The organism is Pseudoalteromonas sp. NCIMB 1079 (assembly GCF_040567695.1).
Taxonomy (GTDB): domain Bacteria; phylum Pseudomonadota; class Gammaproteobacteria; order Enterobacterales; family Alteromonadaceae; genus Pseudoalteromonas; species Pseudoalteromonas distincta.
Window position 1 is genome coordinate 435542 of record NZ_JBEWZA010000002.1, and the last position, 20530, is coordinate 456071.

At 37.7% G+C, this 20530-nt stretch carries 18 protein-coding genes and 2 pseudogenes; 5 read left to right on the forward strand and 15 right to left on the reverse strand.

Annotation, left to right across the window (positions count from 1 at the left end; genetic code table 11):
• Window positions 1-19: 19 nt before the first annotated feature.
• The gene (locus tag ABX891_RS18640) at window positions 20-499 is read right to left on the reverse strand and encodes a hypothetical protein (RefSeq protein WP_024595984.1); all 480 of its coding nucleotides are present in this window, start codon (window positions 497-499) and stop codon (window positions 20-22) included.
• A gap of 169 nt (window positions 500-668) precedes the next feature.
• Here ABX891_RS18640 and ABX891_RS18645 point away from each other — a divergent pair.
• Together ABX891_RS18645 and ABX891_RS18650 are read left to right on the forward strand one after the other, a co-directional pair.
• Window positions 669-916: pseudogene (locus tag ABX891_RS18645) on the forward strand (LysR family transcriptional regulator); the annotation flags it as partial.
• Window positions 917-1198: 282 nt separating this feature from the next.
• Window positions 1199-2249: pseudogene (locus ABX891_RS18650) on the forward strand (metal-dependent hydrolase).
• Between the two features lie 74 nt (window positions 2250-2323).
• Here ABX891_RS18650 and ABX891_RS18655 read toward each other — a convergent pair.
• Window positions 2324-3286 (reverse strand): sensor domain-containing diguanylate cyclase, encoded by a 963-nt coding sequence (locus ABX891_RS18655; RefSeq protein ID WP_354630510.1) that lies wholly within the window; start codon window positions 3284-3286, stop codon window positions 2324-2326.
• 323 nt (window positions 3287-3609) lie between these two features.
• Entirely contained in the window at window positions 3610-3879 is a 270-nt protein-coding gene (locus ABX891_RS18660) for a hypothetical protein (protein ID WP_039487544.1), read from the reverse strand.
• A gap of 241 nt (window positions 3880-4120) precedes the next feature.
• Here ABX891_RS18660 and ABX891_RS18665 point away from each other — a divergent pair, with 241 nt between their 5' ends.
• Together ABX891_RS18665 and ykgO are read left to right on the forward strand one after the other, a co-directional pair.
• Window positions 4121-4387 (forward strand): type B 50S ribosomal protein L31, encoded by a 267-nt coding sequence (locus ABX891_RS18665; RefSeq protein ID WP_165723509.1) that lies wholly within the window; start codon window positions 4121-4123, stop codon window positions 4385-4387.
• Complete coding sequence (ykgO, locus tag ABX891_RS18670) at window positions 4384-4518, forward strand: type B 50S ribosomal protein L36 (protein ID WP_002958669.1); 135 nt, start codon at window positions 4384-4386, stop codon at window positions 4516-4518. The genes ABX891_RS18665 and ykgO overlap by 4 nt, the downstream gene beginning before the upstream one ends.
• Before the next feature lie 63 nt (window positions 4519-4581).
• On the opposite strand, the gene ABX891_RS18675 is transcribed toward ykgO, so the two are convergent.
• The 11 genes from ABX891_RS18675 to ABX891_RS18725 form a co-directional block, all read right to left on the reverse strand.
• Entirely contained in the window at window positions 4582-4968 is a 387-nt protein-coding gene (locus tag ABX891_RS18675) for an OsmC family protein (protein ID WP_024591728.1), read from the reverse strand.
• A gap of 83 nt (window positions 4969-5051) precedes the next feature.
• Window positions 5052-5441, reverse strand: a complete 390-nt coding sequence (locus ABX891_RS18680; protein ID WP_354630350.1) for a cytochrome b562 — start codon at window positions 5439-5441, stop codon at window positions 5052-5054.
• A gap of 168 nt (window positions 5442-5609) precedes the next feature.
• Window positions 5610-7388: a sugar phosphorylase gene (locus tag ABX891_RS18685; RefSeq protein ID WP_354630351.1), complete on the reverse strand. Its 1779-nt coding sequence runs from the start codon at window positions 7386-7388 to the stop codon at window positions 5610-5612.
• A gap of 55 nt (window positions 7389-7443) precedes the next feature.
• Complete coding sequence (locus ABX891_RS18690) at window positions 7444-8664, reverse strand: glycosyltransferase family protein (protein ID WP_354630352.1); 1221 nt, start codon at window positions 8662-8664, stop codon at window positions 7444-7446.
• Window positions 8657-10402: an HAD-IIB family hydrolase gene (locus ABX891_RS18695; protein ID WP_354630353.1), complete on the reverse strand. Its 1746-nt coding sequence runs from the start codon at window positions 10400-10402 to the stop codon at window positions 8657-8659. The genes ABX891_RS18690 and ABX891_RS18695 overlap by 8 nt, the downstream gene beginning before the upstream one ends.
• A 145-nt stretch (window positions 10403-10547) precedes the next feature.
• Window positions 10548-11786, reverse strand: a complete 1239-nt coding sequence (locus ABX891_RS18700) for a uracil-xanthine permease family protein (protein WP_138490411.1) — start codon at window positions 11784-11786, stop codon at window positions 10548-10550.
• A 10-nt stretch (window positions 11787-11796) separates the two neighbouring features.
• Complete coding sequence (upp, locus tag ABX891_RS18705) at window positions 11797-12426, reverse strand: uracil phosphoribosyltransferase (RefSeq protein WP_002958676.1); 630 nt, start codon at window positions 12424-12426, stop codon at window positions 11797-11799.
• A 146-nt stretch (window positions 12427-12572) separates the two neighbouring features.
• Window positions 12573-13529, reverse strand: a complete 957-nt coding sequence (locus ABX891_RS18710) for a phosphotransferase (protein ID WP_354630354.1) — start codon at window positions 13527-13529, stop codon at window positions 12573-12575.
• A gap of 294 nt (window positions 13530-13823) precedes the next feature.
• The gene (locus ABX891_RS18715; protein ID WP_354630355.1) at window positions 13824-14528 is read right to left on the reverse strand and encodes an AKAP7-like phosphoesterase domain-containing protein; all 705 of its coding nucleotides are present in this window, start codon (window positions 14526-14528) and stop codon (window positions 13824-13826) included.
• Between the two features lie 132 nt (window positions 14529-14660).
• The gene (locus tag ABX891_RS18720; RefSeq protein ID WP_354630356.1) at window positions 14661-15446 is read right to left on the reverse strand and encodes a hypothetical protein; all 786 of its coding nucleotides are present in this window, start codon (window positions 15444-15446) and stop codon (window positions 14661-14663) included.
• Between the two features lie 105 nt (window positions 15447-15551).
• Window positions 15552-16838, reverse strand: a complete 1287-nt coding sequence (locus tag ABX891_RS18725) for a hypothetical protein (RefSeq protein ID WP_354630357.1) — start codon at window positions 16836-16838, stop codon at window positions 15552-15554.
• Between the two features lie 256 nt (window positions 16839-17094).
• Here ABX891_RS18725 and ABX891_RS18730 point away from each other — a divergent pair, with 256 nt between their 5' ends.
• The gene (locus tag ABX891_RS18730) at window positions 17095-18063 is read left to right on the forward strand and encodes an integron integrase (RefSeq protein WP_354630358.1); all 969 of its coding nucleotides are present in this window, start codon (window positions 17095-17097) and stop codon (window positions 18061-18063) included.
• Between the two features lie 187 nt (window positions 18064-18250).
• On the opposite strand, the gene ABX891_RS18735 is transcribed toward ABX891_RS18730, so the two are convergent.
• Window positions 18251-20506: an acyl-CoA dehydrogenase gene (locus ABX891_RS18735; protein ID WP_354630359.1), complete on the reverse strand. Its 2256-nt coding sequence runs from the start codon at window positions 20504-20506 to the stop codon at window positions 18251-18253.
• Window positions 20507-20530 lie beyond the last annotated feature (24 nt).

Consider the following 20530-nt stretch of genomic DNA (forward strand, 5'->3'; position numbering starts at 1 on the left):
TATTAAAAAGCAAGTTAAATTATGCTTGGTTATTAAAAAGCAAACCTGAATTTTTATTATCTGAAGATGATGAAAACATTGAATCCATTAAAGTAGATACATTTTTTCGCACTGTCAATTGTATCGACGATAGCTCACTATCGAGTTGCTTTTTAAGTTCGCTTAGCTCTTCTATCGCTTCCCCTGTGGGCGTATCAGAACTATTGGTCATTTCTCTTATTTTACTCTGTAAATCTTTAATTGACTCGATCGCTTTATTCATTTGAACTGCTGAATTGTCACTCGAATCTTCTGTTTCGCTGCTAATGATAGACTTTGCGTCTTCAGTAGCTGCAGTAGAGCTCGTAGTTTTTTCGGCGTCTTTATTTAAAGAAGAGTCTGCTTTAGCCTCTGGACTTTTACTAGGATCATCCGTTTTTACAGTGTTTTTATTTAAATTACTTAGATTCGAATAGCTATTGTCATTGTATAACTGTGAAGAAAGAGTTCCAAAATTCATTTTTGCCTCATGTGTCTAAAAATTGACGACTTTATTTTTATAATTAGAAGCAATTATCATTCCAAACATGGTAACAAATTGACCGTCCGCACTTTAAACGGCAACAGGATTTATAAGTCGCCACGGGGTATTATTTTGCTTAATTTAAAATGCTAGGAAAGCTATACTTTTAAAATACGCCTGCGAAAGGCTAAATATTTTATGCACAGATGAAAACGCCATAAAGCTTTAAAACAATCGCCAAATGGCAAGCAGCTAATAGATTCGGCAAACCCTTTTGTATTGCATCAACTTACGCCTTTAATTGGTGAATTCGCTAAGTAATACTCTCACATAACGCTTGATATAACCTCACACGGCAGTACTATTAATTTACTCGAGCATAAAACAGACTTAGCCATACGTATTGGTGATTTATAAGATTCGAACTTACATGCTCGTAAACTTGGCCGTTAGTAAAACTCATTTTATTTACGTTTTCTCTTAGCGCAAGCAGCGGCGAAAAAATGCGGTATCACCGCGAATTGTGGCGTTTTTAGATTTTATAAGGCTTAGGCTTAGGCTTAGGCTTAGTTTATAAGTTCTGCGTATTGATATTGATATTGATATGCTTATTAAACGTTTTAACCGATTTTTTGATGCTTTTTAATAATCAAAAAGTATAAATAATAAAAGTAGTAATTAAAGGTATTAATCAAAATGGATTCTTTAACGCAGATAGCATTAGGCAGTGCTGTAGGTTATGCGGTATTAGGCAATAAAATAGGTCGAAAAGCCGTTTTATGGGGAGCAATTTTAGGCACACTTCCTGATTTAGATGTATTTTTGCCTTATGGTGGCTCTGTAGAAGCATTTACTTACCACCGTAGCTTTAGCCATTCGTTATTAATACATTTATTAATTAGCCCGATCATTGTATGGCTAATATTAAAAATACACACCGGAATGAAAACTTATAAAGTGCGCTGGTTTTGGCTGGTATTTTTAAGTTTATCTACACATGCCATATTAGACAGCCTAACAGTATACGGTACACAACTACTTTGGCCTTTTACTGAGTACCCCTTTGCAGTTTCTAGCGTGTTTATTATTGACCCCGCTTACACGCTTCCTTTATTAATTGGCGTAATATGTACGCTAATACCCAAAATAAAACCAACAACGGCTTATCGTATAAATGCAGTGACCTTAGTTTTAAGTAGCTTATATTTATTTTGCGCTTTAATTTTAAAAGTAAATATTGATAACAAAGTAAAAACAGCACTCAACAGCACTCAACAACAGGCAAATACCAGTAAATGCATATGTTAGTACACCTGCACCGCTAACCACTTTACTGTGGCGTATTGTTGTGATGTCTGACGGGCAATACTACGAAGGTTATGCATCAGTATTTGACGCGCCCAGCGATGTTACATTAACGGCTTATCGAACAACGCCTTCATTGTTAAATAATATTAGCGATGAATGGGCTATAAAACGCTTGCAGTGGTTTACTAAAGGGTTTTATTCGGTGCGCCAACAGCAAAGCAATATTGTACTTTCTGATTTACGTATGGGGATGGAGTGCAACTATGTGTTTAATTTTGTAGTGGGTCAAAAAAATGATTCAGAGGTGAGCATTGGTAACTTTGAAAAAATAAGTCAAAGACCAAACTTAAACAATCTTCATAAAATATGGGACAGGATTTGGCAACCAAATGTGTCTTTAGCATCACCCGCTGCAAAAAATGACTGCAATAGCCAATAACTACCTATTATAAGATTCGTACTAGCATGAGGGAGTTAAGTGAAGTTCAAGCAGCAATTAAACTAAATAGCTCACTAAAGTGATTGCTGCTTTTTTTGCTGATACATAGCGCAATCAGCATCTTGAATCATATCCTCAACCGATTTATTTGTATCGTGTTTAAAGTGTGTTACTCCTACACTGTAATCAATTTTGTAAGGCTTATTTAAAATATTATTAGCATGCGCTATTACATCCGCAAACCTTTGTAAAACAAACTCAGCTTTTGTTTCATCTAAGTCACTTAACATTACTACAAACTCGTCACCGCCAAGTCGACCTATTACTTCACAATCACGAAATGAACTAAGCATAATTTGCGCAAATTTATTCAATACAAAATCGCCTTCGTGGTGCCCATAAATATCATTAATTTGTTTAAACTTATTAAGATCAAACACTATAAACGACATTGATACTTTGTTTCGCCTACATATATTTAGCGTATACTCGGCAAAGTTTAAAAAGCCACGTCGGTTAGAGATTTTTGTTAACTCGTCAATTGTGGCTAGTTGAATCGATTGAATCTCTCGCTCGACTAACGTGCCTAAATCTCTTAGTAATTGTTTTTCTTCATCATTAAGGTGTCTAGGTTTATTATCGGCAAGGCATAAAGTGCCTATAATAACCCCTTGCCTTAATTTTAAAGGAAAGCCAGCATAAAAGCGTACCTTAGGATCGCCTGTAACAAAAGGGTTATCAAAAAACCTTTTATCTTGGGCTGTATCTGGGATTATTAATAGCTCGTCTTGATTTATGGTATGGCCACAAAATGAGGTTTCGCGAGGAAGCTCAGGCGCATCAAGCCCCTGCCTAGATTTAAACCATTGGCGGTCTTCGTCAATTAAAGTAACTAATGAAATAGAAACATTAAACATACGCTTGGCAATACGAGTAACACGATCAAAGCGCTCTTCATGCGACGTATCTAGAATTTTTAATGTTTTTAACGCATGTAATCGCTCTGCTTCGTTACTTGGGATCTCAGGTTTAATTATTAAAGCTCAATTAATTTTAAGTGTTTTATAAATTACGAAATGGGAGCGAATATTTTCGAGTATATAACCCATAAACTTATTTAAATTATAAACAGTCTGTCTATTAAAACTAGAACATTACCTTAAAATAGCAATAAATACTTATGAATATCAGTAAGTCGTACCTAAATAAAGATTAGATTAAATCCGCAAAAAATTATGATGAAAACAGGTGGGAGTAGTGGTTGATACAACATTACTACTTTCTAGTTAAAAAGTAGTAGTGGCTATTTAGTTTTATTTAAATAACCACTGGATTTGGCATACTTACAAAAATAAACACTTTAATTTTGGTGCTCATATTGTCCACGGTAAACTTCAAATACTTTTAAAACAGTATGTTGCTCTTTAGTTAGGTTATCAAACCAAGTATCAAACAGCTCATCATCTTCTTGCTCGCTTAGTGCCATATACCTTGCAAGTAACTCTACAATATCGTTATGGTTGCAGGTTAAAGGATTTACTTGTTGCGCCAAAGTACTGTGGTCGCGCTCTCTTAGGGTTTCCATCACCCCTTGATCAATTTGTTCTTGTTGTTGTGTTGCGTCACTCATACATAACCTCTGTAATAACTTTATAACCGTATTTGTTAACGTTTTAACTCTTAAATATAGTTATAACAGCCTAAACGCCAATAGCCAGCATTTTTGATTCAAGTGCTTATTTTTTGATTTATTTGCGCAAATAGCCAGCAATTACGGCCTTTTTGAGGAACATTTAAATAATTTGCAATGGGAGAATAAATACGGTAAATTAAAGTGATATATTATCACATATCATTTATTGAGGCGTATTATGAAACCAAATATTCATCCTGATTACCACGTGGTTGCTTTTCACGATACCGCTGCCGATTCTTACTTTATTATTGGCTCAACCATAAAAACGAGCCGCACAGTAGAAATAGACGGTAATACATATCCATACGTACCTATTGATGTATCAAGTGACTCGCACCCATTTTATACAGGCAAGCAAAAAACAGCCGCTACAGATGGCCGCGTTGCACAGTTTAATCGTCGTTTTAAAAGTTTATCGACTGTTAAAAAGGAAAAGGTATGAAAGTATTAAGCTCTCTTAAAAGTGCAAAGCAACGTCCGGGGTGTCAAATTGTAAAACGCAAAGGCCGCGTATTTGTAATTTGTAAAAACAACCCACGCTTTAAAGCAGTACAAGGAATGAAAAAGAAATAAGTTAAACGGGGATGCTCAACATATAATTAGGTAGCTTGCTTAAGCTACCTAATTTAGGGGGGACTATTTTACCACTACTGAAAACTCTGGCACTGCCTGAATTACTTTTTTTACCGTACAGGTATTAACGGCTGCAATAAGCGCCTTTTTATATTTATCAGGGAAGCCTTCTGGTAAGTTAATCTCAATTGAAAATAGCTTTTTACCGTTGTCATCTACATTTTCGTTATTTTGAGTAAGCGTCATACCTTGCGTTGAAATATCACGCTGCTCGCAAAACTTACGCGCATAAAAACCTGCACATAAAACCATACTTACTAAAAAATAATCAAACGGTTCTGGATACTCTGCATTGCCACCAGCGTTTACGCTTTGATCGCTTATTACTTCTAGGTCGCCAAATTTAGCGCTTTGCTTTTGGCCTTCTAACATTGAAACTGAAATTTCCATTGTGTTTCCTTATATTTATTGCTGCAGATACCTTTAACGCAATTAGCTTAAAAGTAGCTACTAAAGACACATATAGTCTAGGTTTATGAACCGAACAGTAATTCAAAGAACCCTGGAGGCTCGTGTAACTCATGATATTTTTTACGTAAATTATCTATATTTTTCAGTGGTTCTTTTGCCGCACTTAACCCCTGCTCGTTTGCTGCTTTTTTTGCAAGTTCAGCTTGAGCAATCACTTTATCAAGGCCCTGCAATGACTGCTCAGGTTTTTTGTAAAACTTACCTGTTTTACTCACTTTAACCAGCTTTATAAATTCATCAATCGCAGTATTAAATTCACTAAGTTGAGTTGCCTGCACCGCTTGTTTATATGCAAGGCCCGTGTTTTTCATATTTACTTCAAGATCGACAGGTTCCTCGGCTAAAACCAATGAGCTAAATAATAACGTAATAGCTAAATAAAAATACTTCATGAAAAACCCTATAAATAAAAGAAGGCTAATTGTATCAATTATGCTCATAAAAGTAACTCAACAGATATAGTGAACCGTTAAGTGCTGTAAAGGGGCTTTACAGTAAGTAACTACAACGTTTAGACAATAAAAAAGTCTGCATTTGCAGACTTTTTAAAGTGTTAGCATTTATTTAATATTACTCAGCCACACGCTTTGGTATGGTTCTAGCTCTATTGTCAATTGGCTTTCTTCAATTGTTTTATCGGCAACTAAATCAAACCACTTTTGGGTGTTAATCAAATTTAGGTCAGCCAATGTAAGTGTTTGTGGTTTATCGCTAATGTTATAAACACAAAATATGCTTTGGCGTCTGTCTATACTTTGTCGCCAAAAACCAAATAATCCCCCTGCTAAATGCAGCGTAAACTGTGTAGCATTTGGGTGGAAGGCACTTTGCTTTTTGCGTACTGCCAATAAACTTTTTATGCCGTTAAACACTTTATGATGATGACTGTACTTTTCACCAATTGCCGCCAGTAGCTTTGACTCTTGCCAACGATGGCGGTTAATAGCACGGTTATGCTGTGAATTTTCAAAGCGTTCGTAATCGTTAGTTGTACCCAACAAACTATGAATATAAAGCCCTGGGATACCTTCAAGCGCAAACATAATTGCGTGAGCACACATAAACCGCTCCAGGCCAAACTTATCTGGGCCATTGTGCGTCCCTTGGAGAGCATCAAATAAAGCAATATTTAGCTCGTACGGTGTATGCGTGCCATCGTTACTGGTTCGCATAGATACACGACCACCAAATTGCATAGTGGTGCTTACTAGAGATGCAACTTCGCTGGGTTGCAATAAACCTTCAATTGGTCTGAGCCCTATTCCATCGTGCGAGGCTATAAAATTAAAGTATGCCGTACCATTTTGCGCAGGCGGCATGCTCATCATCCAATGCTTAATTGCAGTGCTATCGCCACTAAGTAATGTATGAAGCAATAAAGGCGGCAGTGCAAAGTTATAAATACTGTGCGCTTCGTTGGCATTACCAAAATAAGATAAGTTTTCTTGGTTTGGAATATTGGTTTCGGTAATTATAACTACGCTCGGCTCTGCGTGCTCAATAAGTGTTCGCATTAGCCTTACGGCTTCATGTGTTTGCGGCAAGTTAATACAACTTGTATTAATCTGTTTCCACAAAAATGCGACCGCATCGAGTCTAAATAAACGCACGCCATTGTCTAAATAATGCCTAATTATTCCCACAAACTCTTTAAGTACCTCGGGGTTTGCAAAATCAAAATCAACCTGATCGTGACTAAACGTACACCACACGTGTTTTTCGCCGCTTGGCGTAGTTACAGTATTTAATAACGATGAGGTTCGCGGGCGAACAACTTGGCTTAAATCATCCGTTAAGCTCGCCGTTTTGAAATAATCTTTACCCGGGTGTAAATCATTTAAAAAGTTCTCAAACCATACACTTCTGCTTGAGCAATGGTTAATAACTAAATCCGCCATTAGCTTTACGTCTTTAGCGATGTTTTGAATATCTCCCCAATCACCCAAGGACTCGTTCACTTGCACGTAGTTCATTACGGCAAAGCCTTCGTCTGAGCTGTACGGGTAAAATGGCAATATATGCAGCGCATTTAACTGCATATCACATTGCTCTTTTATAAACCTGTGTAGTGTTTTAAGCGGTGCCTCCATTGGGCTCGATACGGCAAATTCGCTATCATCGTGTTTTATAATAGAGTCGCCATAAGCAATCAATACTATATCTTGTTCATCCCATCGGTTTGTATGGGGTGTCGGGTCGCGCAGTGCATTGCTACCTAATATAATTTTAATAAGTTGCTGAGCAAGCTCAGTAACCGATAAAGGCAGCTCAAAACCCTCATAAATAGTATGAAGATGTTGCTCTACTCGTTGTAAAAATAATTCGCTAACTGTGCTCACATGCGCCCCTAATATTTATTGTTTAGACTTATAGGCTAGTTAACCTGCACGCAGGTTAACTATATTCTTCGTTATCTAGCTCTACGGCTTCTTTTAAGCGCTCAAGTACGTCTGGCATTGCAGATACAACACGGTTCCAACTTGGCACAAATGGCGCTTCCATTGGGTTTTCTAAAAAGTGTTGCCCTGCTTCCATAATATTTTGTGCAAACATTTCTACTGCTTTTTCTTCTTGGTGTACATCAAGCGTTAACCCGTTCATTAGCGCGTCGTTATGATAAGTTTCAATAAAATCTAAACCGATACGGTAATAAGTCGCTTTTAATGAACGAATTGTTTCGCTGGTAAAAGTAACACCTTGAGTCGCCAGCTTTCTAAACAATGCCTTAGTAATATCAATCGACATTTTAGACAAACCTGCACTTTGGTCATCAAGTGAAAGTTCTTGGTGCTTATGATCGTAGTTATCGGCAATATCTACTTGGCACAAGCGGTTATGCGAATAGTTACGATACATTTCACTCAGTACGCCTATTTCAAGGCCCCAATCACTTGGAATACGAATATCGTTTAGTACATCGCGTCTAAACGAAAACTCACCTGCAAGTGGGTATCTAAAAGAGTCCATATATTCAAGGTAGTCGGTATTGCCTAAAATTGTTTTAAACGAGCGAAGCAAAGGCGTGACTAATAAGCGCGATACACGTCCATTAATTTTGCCATTAGCAGTACGAGGGTAAAACCCTTTACAAAATTCATAGTTAAATCGCGGGTGTGCTACAGGGTAAATTAAACGCGCAAGTAGGCTTCTGTCGTAAGTTAAAATATCACAATCATGCAGCGCGATAGACTCTACTTCTGCTGTTGCTAATTTATAGCCCATGCAGTACCACACATTACGCCCTTTACCCAGCTCGCGTGGTGCAACGCCTAGCTCTTGTAGTCCTTTATCAAGTGCTTGTAAGCGTGGGCCGTCATTCCATAATACTTTATGATTTTGGTTTAGCTCTTTAAAAAAGCCAAGTGCATGGCGGTACTGTGCTTCGTCGGCTCTATCTAGGCCTATGGTAATTTGTGATAAATACGGTACTTGGCGTAATTCACTTACTATATTTTGCAGCGCAGGGCCTTCAAGTTCACTAAATAACGAAGGAAGTATTAACCCCATAGGGCGCTGCTTACTAAAGGTAAGTAGCTCTTTTTCTAGGTCTTCTATTGGTCTATCGGCAATGTTATGTAATGTTGTAATAATGCCATTTTGGTAAAAATCAGCCATGAGATGTTTGCTCCTCAGAAATACTTAAAATACTGCTAATACATGGCAACGACGTTATTTCTTCAATCCAGCCCAGCGGTGCTGGTGATTGAGAATATCGTGCTTTGTTGTGCGACAATTTAACCGGCTTTTTACTCGCCGGATTGGCAATAATAATGGCGATATTTGCGTGTTCTAACATTTGCTTATCGTTATCGCTATCACCCAGTGCTATAACCGTGAGAGGCTTTCTGAAATGATGGGTAAACTGTTTAACTAACCACTGCTGTGCAGCGCTTTTATCGGTATTTTTGGCAATATGAATGAAGCGTCCGCCAATTTTTATATCGTAGCCGAGTGCTTCAACATCGTTTACAAAGGCTGTGAGTAATTCGTCATTGCCATACCAATAAAGAGGGTCTGAATAATCGCGAGTTTGTGCGCGTCTTGCTTGTGCATCGTTTAGCCCGGTAAGCTCTGAAATTTGCTCACTCGATAAGTCACTAAACAATTTGTAATGCGCTTTATAATCCGCCTTTAAAGTATTTAAATCATTTAATAAACTCGATAACGGCTTTGCCATTGCGTAGCACCAATAAGCGCCTACTTTTTTACAACCAATTGGCTTTAATTCAAAATAGTCTTCTGGAATAAATACTGCTGCACCGTTTTCGACAATAAAAGGCTGTTGAATATTTAAATCGTTTTTAAGCTCTATAACTTCGCAAAAAGTTTTGCTGGTATTAAACACCACAGGAATATGTGCATTTTGCAGCTGCTGTAATAACTCACTGATATTATTTGTATTGTAATCGACGTGATCGAGTAATGTGCCGTCCAAATCTGTAAAAATAATAGGTTGAAGGGTGTCATCACTCGTTAGGTGCATACCGCTAATATCGCGGTTGCTATCAAGTTCAATTAAAGCGTTTGCTTTAGCGCTCAGTGTGTTTAAGTTCTCACGCGTAATGCGCTCAAAATGAGAAATAAAATACACCAATTGCTCGTTAGTCATGGTGCCTGAGCCTTCACCTTTTTTGGCTATTAGCTTTTGTTCTTGCTCTTGTCGCCATGTAAAAACATCACTAAAACTCGGTGCTTTTAGCATAACGGTATAATCAATTAGGTTAAAAACGGCTTTATATTCGTTTGCCAAACAGCTATTTACACAGCGGCGCCAAACGCCTTCTTTATCAAACTGTTGCTCTAACTCGTTAAGCGGCTCACTCAATGAAAACAACGGTTGTGGCTCACTGCCTACACACCACCCTTCTAAAATAACAATATCAACTGGCTTTTCATTTGTTAGCCAATCACTTGCTGGCACGCTGTCGTCTTCGTGTTTATTAAAACGTGGAAGCGGTACGTTTACCTCTCCTGCCAGTAAGTTAGTTATTGTGCTATTCATTAACGCTACATCGTGAGTACCCGGTACTCCGCGAGTAGTAAAAAGAGGATGTACGTCTTTGGCAAGTTCACTACGTGCTTGTTTTGCTAAATAAAAGTCATCAATAGACAATGCAACACTGTTAAGTGGTGTGTTTTTAGAAAACCAGGTAACTAAAAAATCTGCGAGTGTTGTTTTTCCTGAGCCCTGGCATCCATTTATGGCAACAAAAATAGGAGTATTTGTTTTTTTAGATTCGAGGATGTCATGCGCAAGTGGAACAAAATATTGCTCACTCAAATATTGATACTTTAAAGGCAGTTGGTGTTTTGCTAAAAACGGGGTTATATCCACAATATTGGCCTCTGACATAGTAACTCCTTTGCATACGATGCGTTCTGGAAATTAAATGCAGATACTAGACCATTATTATTTTTGTATATTTATTAACAAGTTAAAAAAATAGCGCATTGAAAATGCGCTATTTTGGTGCAATATTTTTAACTTACGTGCACTATTAACTCTCTTGAGGCTGCGCCTTAGGTAATACAAGGTTGAGCACAATGCCTAAAATAGCGCATAAACTTACGCCCTCTAAACTAAATTGGCTACCACCAATATGCATACCGCCAATACCGCACACCAAAATAAGTGCAACAATACTTAAGTTGCGTGGTGCTGTTAAATCATCGCCCGACTTAACTAATGTATTTAAACCCACTACAGCAATAGAGCCAAAAAGTAGAATCATAATGCCGCCCATTACAGGGACAGGTATAGTCTGTAAGCCAGATCCCATTTTAGCAACAAAGGCTAAAATAATGGCGATAATGGCTGTCCACATCATTACTTTAGGATTGAAGTTTTTGGTAAGCATAACTGCTCCCGTTACCTCTGAGTAAGTTGTGTTAGGCGGGCCCCCAAATAATGATGCGGCAGACGTCGCAAGGCCGTCACCAAACAAAGTACGGTGAAGCCCAGGCTTTTTCAAAAAGTCTTTATTGGTTACTTGGCTAATAGCCATCATATCGCCAATATGCTCAATTGCAGGTGCTATTGCTACAGGCACCATAAACAAAATAGCCTGCCATTTAAACTCAGGCCATGTGAAGTTTGGTACAGCAAACCACTGTGCGTTAGTTACTGCGTCAAATTGCACAACGCCCATTGCAAGCGATAAACAATAACCCGCTACAACCCCTGCCAGAATAGGTATAAGCTTAAATACGCCTTTTCCCCACACTGCAAAAATAAGCGTAACCACTAACGAGAACAACGAAATATAAATAGCGCTGTTGTAATCAATAATTTGAATACTGCCGTCGCCACTTTTACCCATCGCCATATTTACAGCAACAGGTGCAAGCGCTAAACCAATAACCATAATTACAGGGCCTACAACCACAGGCGGTAAAATTTTATGAAGCGTTGCAACGCCTTTAAATTTCACTAATAAACTTAAAAGCATATAAGCAAAGCCGGCCACCATTAAGCCGCCCATAGTGGCCGGCACGCCCCACATTTGCACAGCGGCAATAATGGGTGCAATAAAAGCAAATGATGAAGCTAAAAATATAGGCACTTGGCCTTTAGTCACTACCTGAAACAGCAAAGTACCAATGCCAGCGGTAAAAAGCGCAACATTAGGATCCAAGCCCGTTAAAAGTGGCACTAATACCAGCGCACCAAATGCTACAAACAGCATTTGCGCGCCTGTTAAAATAGTTTTTATTGAAAAGGTGTCATTATTTTGCACTTAAAGACTCCTAAACAGTACCGAATATTTTGTCGCCCGCATCGCCTAAACCAGGGATAATATAGCCCTTTTCGTTTAAGTGGCTATCTACAGAGGCTGTAAATATTTCTACGTCGGGATGTGCTGTAAGTGTTTTTTCCACACCTTCTGGAGCAGCTACTAATACAATTACTTTGATTTCTTTACAGCCTGCTTTTTTAAGCATATCGATTGTGGCAATCATTGAGCCACCTGTTGCAAGCATAGGGTCAATAACTAAGCTTAAGCGCTCATCAATATTACCAACGAGCTTTTCAAAATATGGTACTGGTTCTAGTGTTTCTTCGTTACGTTCAAGACCAACCACACTTACTTTAGCCGCTGGTAATAACTGCATAACACCATCCATCATGCCAAGACCTGCGCGTAAAATAGGCACTACGGTAATTTTTTTACCTTTAATATGCTCTACTTTTAATTTATTGCCATCCCAGCCTGTAATTTCGTTATCTTCTAACTGTAGGTTTTTAGTTGCTTCGTAAGTTAATAAGGTTCCAACTTCAGAACATAATTCACGAAAGCTTTTAGTACTAATACCATGCGCTCGCATTAGGCCTAGTTTATGTTGAACAAGAGGGTGAGAAATAACGTGAATTGCCATGATATAAACCTACTGATACAAGAATTTGCAGTATTTTATATTAAAAAAGGTCATTTGACCTGTAGTTTTAAAGAGATTTTCATACATCGTGCCAAAATGCATTGTTTTGCTTGATATTTATGCAAGCAATCAACCCGTTGTGTTTATTAAATGTTACTCGCTAACCAGCTGTTTACTTGCTGTTGCATATAACTATTTATTTTTTGGTGCTCGGGGCTCCAGCCAGCTAAAAATCGATAAAAGTCAGCCCATGCAGTAGGCCATAGAGCGAGCCAATCGTCAGCTATTTTACCTGCTGGTGCTGTAGGATGATAAGTTGTAATAGCAGCCTTTAAATTATCAAAATAATACGCAAGATATTCATCAGCGCACTCGTGTAATTGTGCATCACTTAAGCAACTGGTCATAAAATACATTACATCAATTATCCCAGAACCTGCACCTATATACTGAAAATCATAACCGAGTATTTCATCGCGCTCATTTGCTGCAAAGTTAGCAAGTTTTGCATCGCCATGAATCAGCGTTTTATATGCACAACTTTGTAGCTGCTCATCTATTTTATGTGCAGCATTTTTAATATCGGACTTTTTATCAAGGTTATCTTTTAGTTTATTAAACTCATCTGGGCGCGTGCTTAAATGCCAGTAGTTGCCTTGCTGCCATAACCCTTCAGCGGGTTTACTTAAGTTAAACGCATGAAAGTGTGCAAGCCACTTTAATATAGCTTTAACATGTTGTGGCCCTGCTTGAGCAAACCCATGTTTGGTGAAATCCTTAAACACCAGCGCATATTCATCATCTTTATTAATTGCACCTATACATTCAATACTTTGCGCATGTACTGGTAAATGCTGGCTATAAAGCTTATAAAAAGTGTATTCAACACTATATGAGTGCTGCTTTCTTTTAAGCGCAAATTCGCTTTGTTTAATTTTAGGATGGTGTATATAACTGGGTATTTTAATCGCTTTAATAACACATGGCTCATCATCAAGCTGGCACTGCACAATACTGCCACATCCACTCCAAAGTGATGTAAGCGTATCGCCAATTTCAATGTGCTTAAAGTGAGGTTGTAATAAAGGAATGTAAAATGCCATAGCTATATTAAGTAATTAAGTTTTTTGTAGTTTAACATTAGTGGACGTTTTTAATAAAACTAAGGCATAAAAAAGCTCCACTTGGTTTTATACAAGTTTGTATGTAAATAGTGGCCAAAATCACTATGCCACAACATGGTGAAGCAATCATCACATTGAATACTTTAGCTTCGTAACTCATAACCTGAACTCTCCTTGTAAATATAACGCCTCATTAAGAGGCTAAAAATAGTTGGTTAAAATAAGCGACGAAGGAGCAAAAACCAACTGTTTTTTGTCCTTTTGAATGACTTGTTATACGTATATTTCACTAGGCTTAAGTTTGGAGCTAGATAAATTCTTTGTTACAGATGAATTCTGATACCAATTATTAAAAACAAGCTCTAAGGAATTTATTTCTAATGTACCAAAATCATAATCCCGATATTTAGATAATACAGCCATAAGTTCATTGTTATTTTTAAATGGTGCCATACACCTCACCACAGTTGTATGTGCTGTTGATAATTTATATCGTGAATCAATAGTTGATTCGAGTTTAGATGCTTTAAAACTTGCCCGTAGAGAATCTCTCAAGTGATTTAACTGCTCACTATCAGGGAACCCTTGAATTAAAATACAGGATGGTGAAACTGTAATACCTTTAAAATTAATTTTAAATCGATCAATATTTCTAATTGTTTCTTGAAATATTGATGAATACGCTTCGACATTAATACTTGATAATTTAAACCCTGTTATGCAGGATATTACAGATAAGATAGTCAAATGTAATTCACTTCTTGGGTAGTAATATTGCTCTGGTTCTATAATTTTCAATTCATCTAAAAAGTTAGATATGTTTTCTACAACCGAATTATCAAGGTAGGATAAAACCGTAATTCCTCGTCTCATGTCTGATTGAACATTAATTAATGGATCTAGTTCACAATTATTATTCTTGAACTTATCGATGGAATCTATCCACATTTGAGAATATAAGTTTTTAAGATCAAACATATTCGATAATTGCCTATACGTATAACGCCCGCTTCAGCTGCGCCGAATACGTAGCGGTTTTTGTGTTAATGTTTGAGCGCAGCGAGTGACACAAAAACCGTGTAGTATTTGGCGTCAGACTGCAAGCGCTTGTTAGGTTTGACTTGCCGCCTTGTAGAGATTTGATACTATCTCCTCAGTTAGCTCAACCATTGCAGTAAGCATTTTCAAAACCTCGCCATCAAACATATACTCACCAATTGAGAAAACAACGCTAACTGGAACATTAATAAGCCTCTCGAATTTACATGTGGTGGGAGGAATTATTTTTCCAAGCTCCATTAAACGTAATAATGATGGATTAGTACGCCAACCAACATCACGGCGATTACCGCCAAACCCCATCTCTCCAGTAATATTTGGGAAGTCTGGAACTTGACTCCGTATGAGTTCCGCATTCACTTTTGTAAAATCACCAACAGGCGTAGGAAATTTATGTTTATCGGATATGTCTAGCTCGTGAATCAGAGTAAATAATTTGTTTCCATTAATTTTGTACGGTTTCATAGCCGTAATTTCAGAGACAAATTTTTTGCCCACCTTGTCGGCCTGTCGACGCTTAATTAAGTCGGCCAAATTTTCTTGCTTTTCGCAAAACGGAAACTGAATATTTCTTTCTTGATTCTTATCATTAACATACTTTGAAACGATATCCCAATAGGCGTTATCTATAGCAGTTCTTAGGTTATGAATAACGTCGCCCGATATTATTTTTATCTGGTCAATTACATTTTTGTTTTCCCTAGAAAAAGTCGCTCGCTCACCAGTAGAGGTGTCTGTTTCGACGATATAATGAAATGGATTCGAGTTCGATATCAATAAGTCGATCTCTTCTAGGTGCTTTTTTGCTCTTTCAATTCTAAGTTGAGAATTTTCCACTTATGATACTTTCCTGGTCAGATACCTAACGCTTTGCTCACCGGAAAATTAGGAGCGAAGCGAGTAATTTTTCCGAGTGCAGCAACTTGTTATAAGCCTTTGATGTTAACCTCTGCGGGGAAACTTTCGCCCTAAAGAAGCCATTTCAAACTCTTCTATTTTATCAAAATCAACATTCACATTTAAAACCATATCACCTACAGAAGCTTTGATCTCATTCGCCAAATCAAACAACCCCGCTTTTTCGTTGTTATAATCGTTAAATATAGAAACCGGTGCTTCTAGCCTAAATTGACTTTCCTTCTCTCCCTCTCCCAAAACCACGTAGCTTTTTATCAAACTTTTGAAACATGGCTCAGCAGCAATTCCACACATAATCGCCATCATGATTGAATTAGTCATATCTTGTTGCATGTTTATGTCAACATTAAGTCCATTAACTTCCATAATTATCGTTTGGCTTTCTTCGTGAAATCCTGCATTTTTTACATCGAGATTCCTTTTTCGGCACTGAATAAAAAACAAATATGTTAGTCCCCTTATTTTTTCTTTTAATGTAACTTTCTCACTAGAAATTATTGCTTCAATCTTAATATCTAAAGGCTGCTGAAGATCTTTACGCTCACTATGTGTGAGAACTTCATCTAGGTATTTATGCCTGATTCTCTCATCCGATTTTATTTCATCTGAAATATCAAGGTTAAACATATCGACTGCGTAATCAATCAATTGGGTTAAACTTATTAGTTCTATTATATGTTCTTGGATCTGAATATTCGTCCAAACAACCGATTCTACTTTAGGTGGCTTCCCCCTTTTTATGCTCTTAAAGATAACTTTATTTTTCTCATAACTCACCCCGTCAGTACCTATATGAGAAGTAGCGTTACGTACGATAGGGTTATATGAATGAAATAAGCTCGTGTTATTTAATTTCGAAGTGCAGAGCTCAACCTTATTTCTCTCTCCTTGCCCTAAATTTGAAACAATGTAGTTATCAAATTTTCCTTCTGTATATTGGATGGATGCATATATTAAAGTTATATAGGGATCAAACAAATCTGATATTAAACTTCTGTATATGTTAACAAGAAAGATTGCTTCCTCTTTACTGTCTGGCTTAAATTCATCTAGCCGAGCCATTTCTCCGTAAAGCCTATCTTGATGAGGTTTTACTTTATGTTTTGATGCCTGAAATTCAAATAGTATATCCAATATATATTTCTGACTATCTATTGAATGGGCTCTATGCATTATATTTAAAATTTGCTCTAAATTTGAAATATTTTTCGAATTACTCAAAATGGATTCAGACTTTTCTTGAAGGCGATTAAATTCTTCAGTAACACTTTCAGGATTTGATTTAAGCTTAAAAAAGTTCTTTATGTCCAAGTTAACTACCCATTCAGATTAATATACTGGCTTATAACAATTTAATAGTGCGCTCATCGCGCATATTTCTGCCAACGATACGCTCATGTATTTTATAAATCATTTTTACCAAATAACTTAACACATTGCTATATATAATTTTTATTAACATTCAAACTCTCAATAAAAGAGAAAATGCGCTCGCCGCTCATTTTCTTGAATATGTGTGCATCACAACTATACTGTATATAAAAACAGCACCATTATTCGTAATAGTATGAAAACACGTTCCCCATTTTTAAATTACATAGCTGAATATATGCTAGTTCGTCAATATTCATTACGCACCGTAGATACCTACCTAAGATGGATTGCATCTTATATCCATTTTCATAATAAACGCCATCCCGCCTCAATGGGGGACAATGAAGTCGAACGCTACTTAGAACATTTAGTGTTAAAGCAAAACGTTGCACCACGTACGCAAGCCACCGCACTCAATTCATTGTCATTTTTATACAAGCACATAATAAAAAAAGAACTCTCATTAAATTTAAATTTTGCCCGTAGTAAAAAACAAGCAAAGCTCCCTGTAGTTATGACCCCAGAGGAAGTTAAAATGTTGATGGCTCATTTAAATAAGCGCTATTATTTAATTGCAGCCCTCATGTATGGAAGTGGCTTAAGAGTAATGGAAGCGGTGCAATTAAGGGTGAAAGATATTGATTTTGATTATAAATGCATTCAAGTATGGAATGGAAAAGGTAATAAACACCGCATTGTTACGCTGGCCACAGAGCTAATACCTATGCTGAGAAATCAAATTTTGAACGTTGATGACTATTTAAAACTGGATTTAAATAATACGGAATATTCTGGCGTATGGATGCCATATGCTTTAACAAAAAAATATCCAAGTGCCGCAAAATCGCTTGCGTGGCAGTATTTATTTCCTTCTCATATATTAAGTTCAGATCCTCAAAGTGGTGAAATAAGACGACATCATTTTCATCACTCTTGTATTAGAAAAGAGGTGAAAAAAGCCGTCAAAAAATCAGGATTAACAAAAATAATAACACCTCATACATTAAGACACTCTTTTGCTACTCATCTACTGCAAAATGGCGCCGATATAAGAACTGTTCAAGCTCAGCTTGGCCATTCTGATGTTAAAACCACACAAATATATACCCATGTACTGCAACAAGGTGCCAACGGGGTTGTTAGCCCTTTTTCAAGATTATAAGCGTCTCTTTTTAATCCTCTATGCATACATATTCGCTTTAAGACCAATACCGCTATCTATTTCTACTTTGAAAACCCATAAAAAAGCCCCGCTTGATGTTACTCAAGCAGGACTCCACACTAATTTTGTATCAATAAAAGCGCCTAAACTGCAGGCGCTTTGCATCATTGAATTTAATTACTTTAACTTACTGATTAACTACACTTTTAAGCGGGTTAATCGGCTGTGCGTTATCGTCTAGTAGGTTCATATCAAAATCGAACTCATCTACACGAATCGCTTTTTCACGTTTGATGTTGTAATCAATTAACTGAACGTGTTCAGCTTGCGTGATTACGTTTGCCGCTAGTGCGTTATCAAGCGTGATGTTAAAGCGTATACCTGGTTTAATTACTTTAGCACGTAATGCTTTTTTAACTTTAGCCAGCTCGCCAAGTGATGCCATTTTAGCTTTGTAAGCTTGCTCATTAATATGATGGCCATCGCCCACTACTGGTTTAACTAAATGCGTGATTTGCGCTTTAAATGCGGTATCTAGCTGAGCTTGCTTAGCTAGTTCGCGGATTAAATCATCGCTAATTTTTGGCATTTTAGTTGAGTAGTTCATTGTAATGAAACGAATAAACTTACGAGTACCACTTGCAGGGAAGTTATCTAAGAACTTATGCAATGCTTCTTCAGCACTTTGTAGTGCAAAACGAGTCGCGTAATGGAAATACGGCGCTGCTTGCTCACGGTCACTACTTGATACTTTTTGCTCGTAGTATTTAATTGATGCCATAGCTGCGTACAAGAAGCTCATTACATCGCCTAAACGCGCCGATAGCATTTCTGCTTGCTTTAATTTACCGCCAAGTACAAGTAACGAAAAGTCTGCGTACACTGCAAGTTTTGCAGATAACTTATGTACTGCTTTTTCGTAGTCGCGTACTTCTGGTAAATCAGAGTTTGCACTTGCTGTAAATGGTAAAACACCTAAGCGGAAAGCACGTAAGCTGTTTGCTGTGCTGTAACCAATTGTTTTACGTAAAATACCGTTAAATTCTTTATCTGCGCCTTTATCTTCACTATGGATAGATTCAACCATAGATTGTAAATATGGATGACAACGCATAACACCTTGACCAAAGATCATTAGGTTACGAGTAAGAATGTTCGCGCCTTCTACGGTAATGGCAATCGGCTGAGCAACATAACCACTTGCTAAGGTATTTTGTGGACCGTTTTGAATCGCTTTACCCGCTTGAATATCCATTGCTGAATCAAGCACGTCGCGACCAAGCTCTGTCATGTGGTATTTAGCGATTGCAGTTACTACTGATGGTTTTAAGCCCATGCCTAAGCCTTCAGTTGTAAGTACGCGCATTGCTTCTTGTAGGTATGTTTTACCTGCAATGTCAGCTAGTTTTTCTTGAATACCTTCAAACTGACCAATGGCTAAACCAAACTGTTCACGCACTGCTGCATATTCAGATGCTGATTTAAATGCAACTTGTGCTGTACTAACACCTAGCGCAGGTAATGAAATACCACGGCCAGCACCTAAACAGCTAACCAGCATTTGCCAACCACGGCCGATGTTTTTCTGTCCACCAATAACAAAGTCCATTGGTACAAATACTTTGTTACCACGTGTAGTACCGTTGTAAAAACGAATACCCATTGGGTCGTGACGATTACCAAGCTCAACACCTGGGTGCTCTTTAGGAATAAGTGCACAGGTAATGCCTAGGTTTTCTTTACCACCTAGCAGACCATCAGGGTCAACTACTTTAAATGCTAAACCAAGTACGGTAGCAATAGGTGCAAGTGTAATGTAGCGCTTGTCCCAGGTAATTTCTAAACCAAGGACTTCTTCGCCGTTGTACATACCTTTAGTTACTTTACCAACATCAGGAATACCACCTGCATCAGAACCCGCTTCTGGGCTTGTTAATGCAAAACATGGAATGTCTGTACCATTTGCTAGGCGTGGTAAGTAATGTGCTTGTTGCTCTTGCGTACCAAAGTGAAGTAATAACTCACCTGGGCCTAACGAGTTAGGAACCATTACGGTTACCGCAACTGCTGAGCTTTTAGTCGCAATTGTGCCAACAATAGTAGAGTTTGCATAAGGGCTAAACTCTAAACCACCAAACGACTTAGGAATGATAAGCGAGAAAAAACGCTCTTTTTTCAAAAATTCTAAGATGTCATTTGGTAAATGAATGCCGTTTTGAATGACTGAATCGTCAATCATGCCAAGTAATTCTTGTACTGGGCCATCTAGGAACGCTTGCTCGTCTGCGGTTAATTTAGCCGCAGGTACGTCGCGTAGCGCGCTGAAATCTGGTTTACCTTGATAGATAGACCCTTCTAGCCATACATCACCCGCGTCTAACGCTTCTTGCTCAGTAACTGAAATGCTTGGTAGTACTTTTTTTAATTTTGTACGTAAACTCATAACGAACTCATCCGACCAGATAAA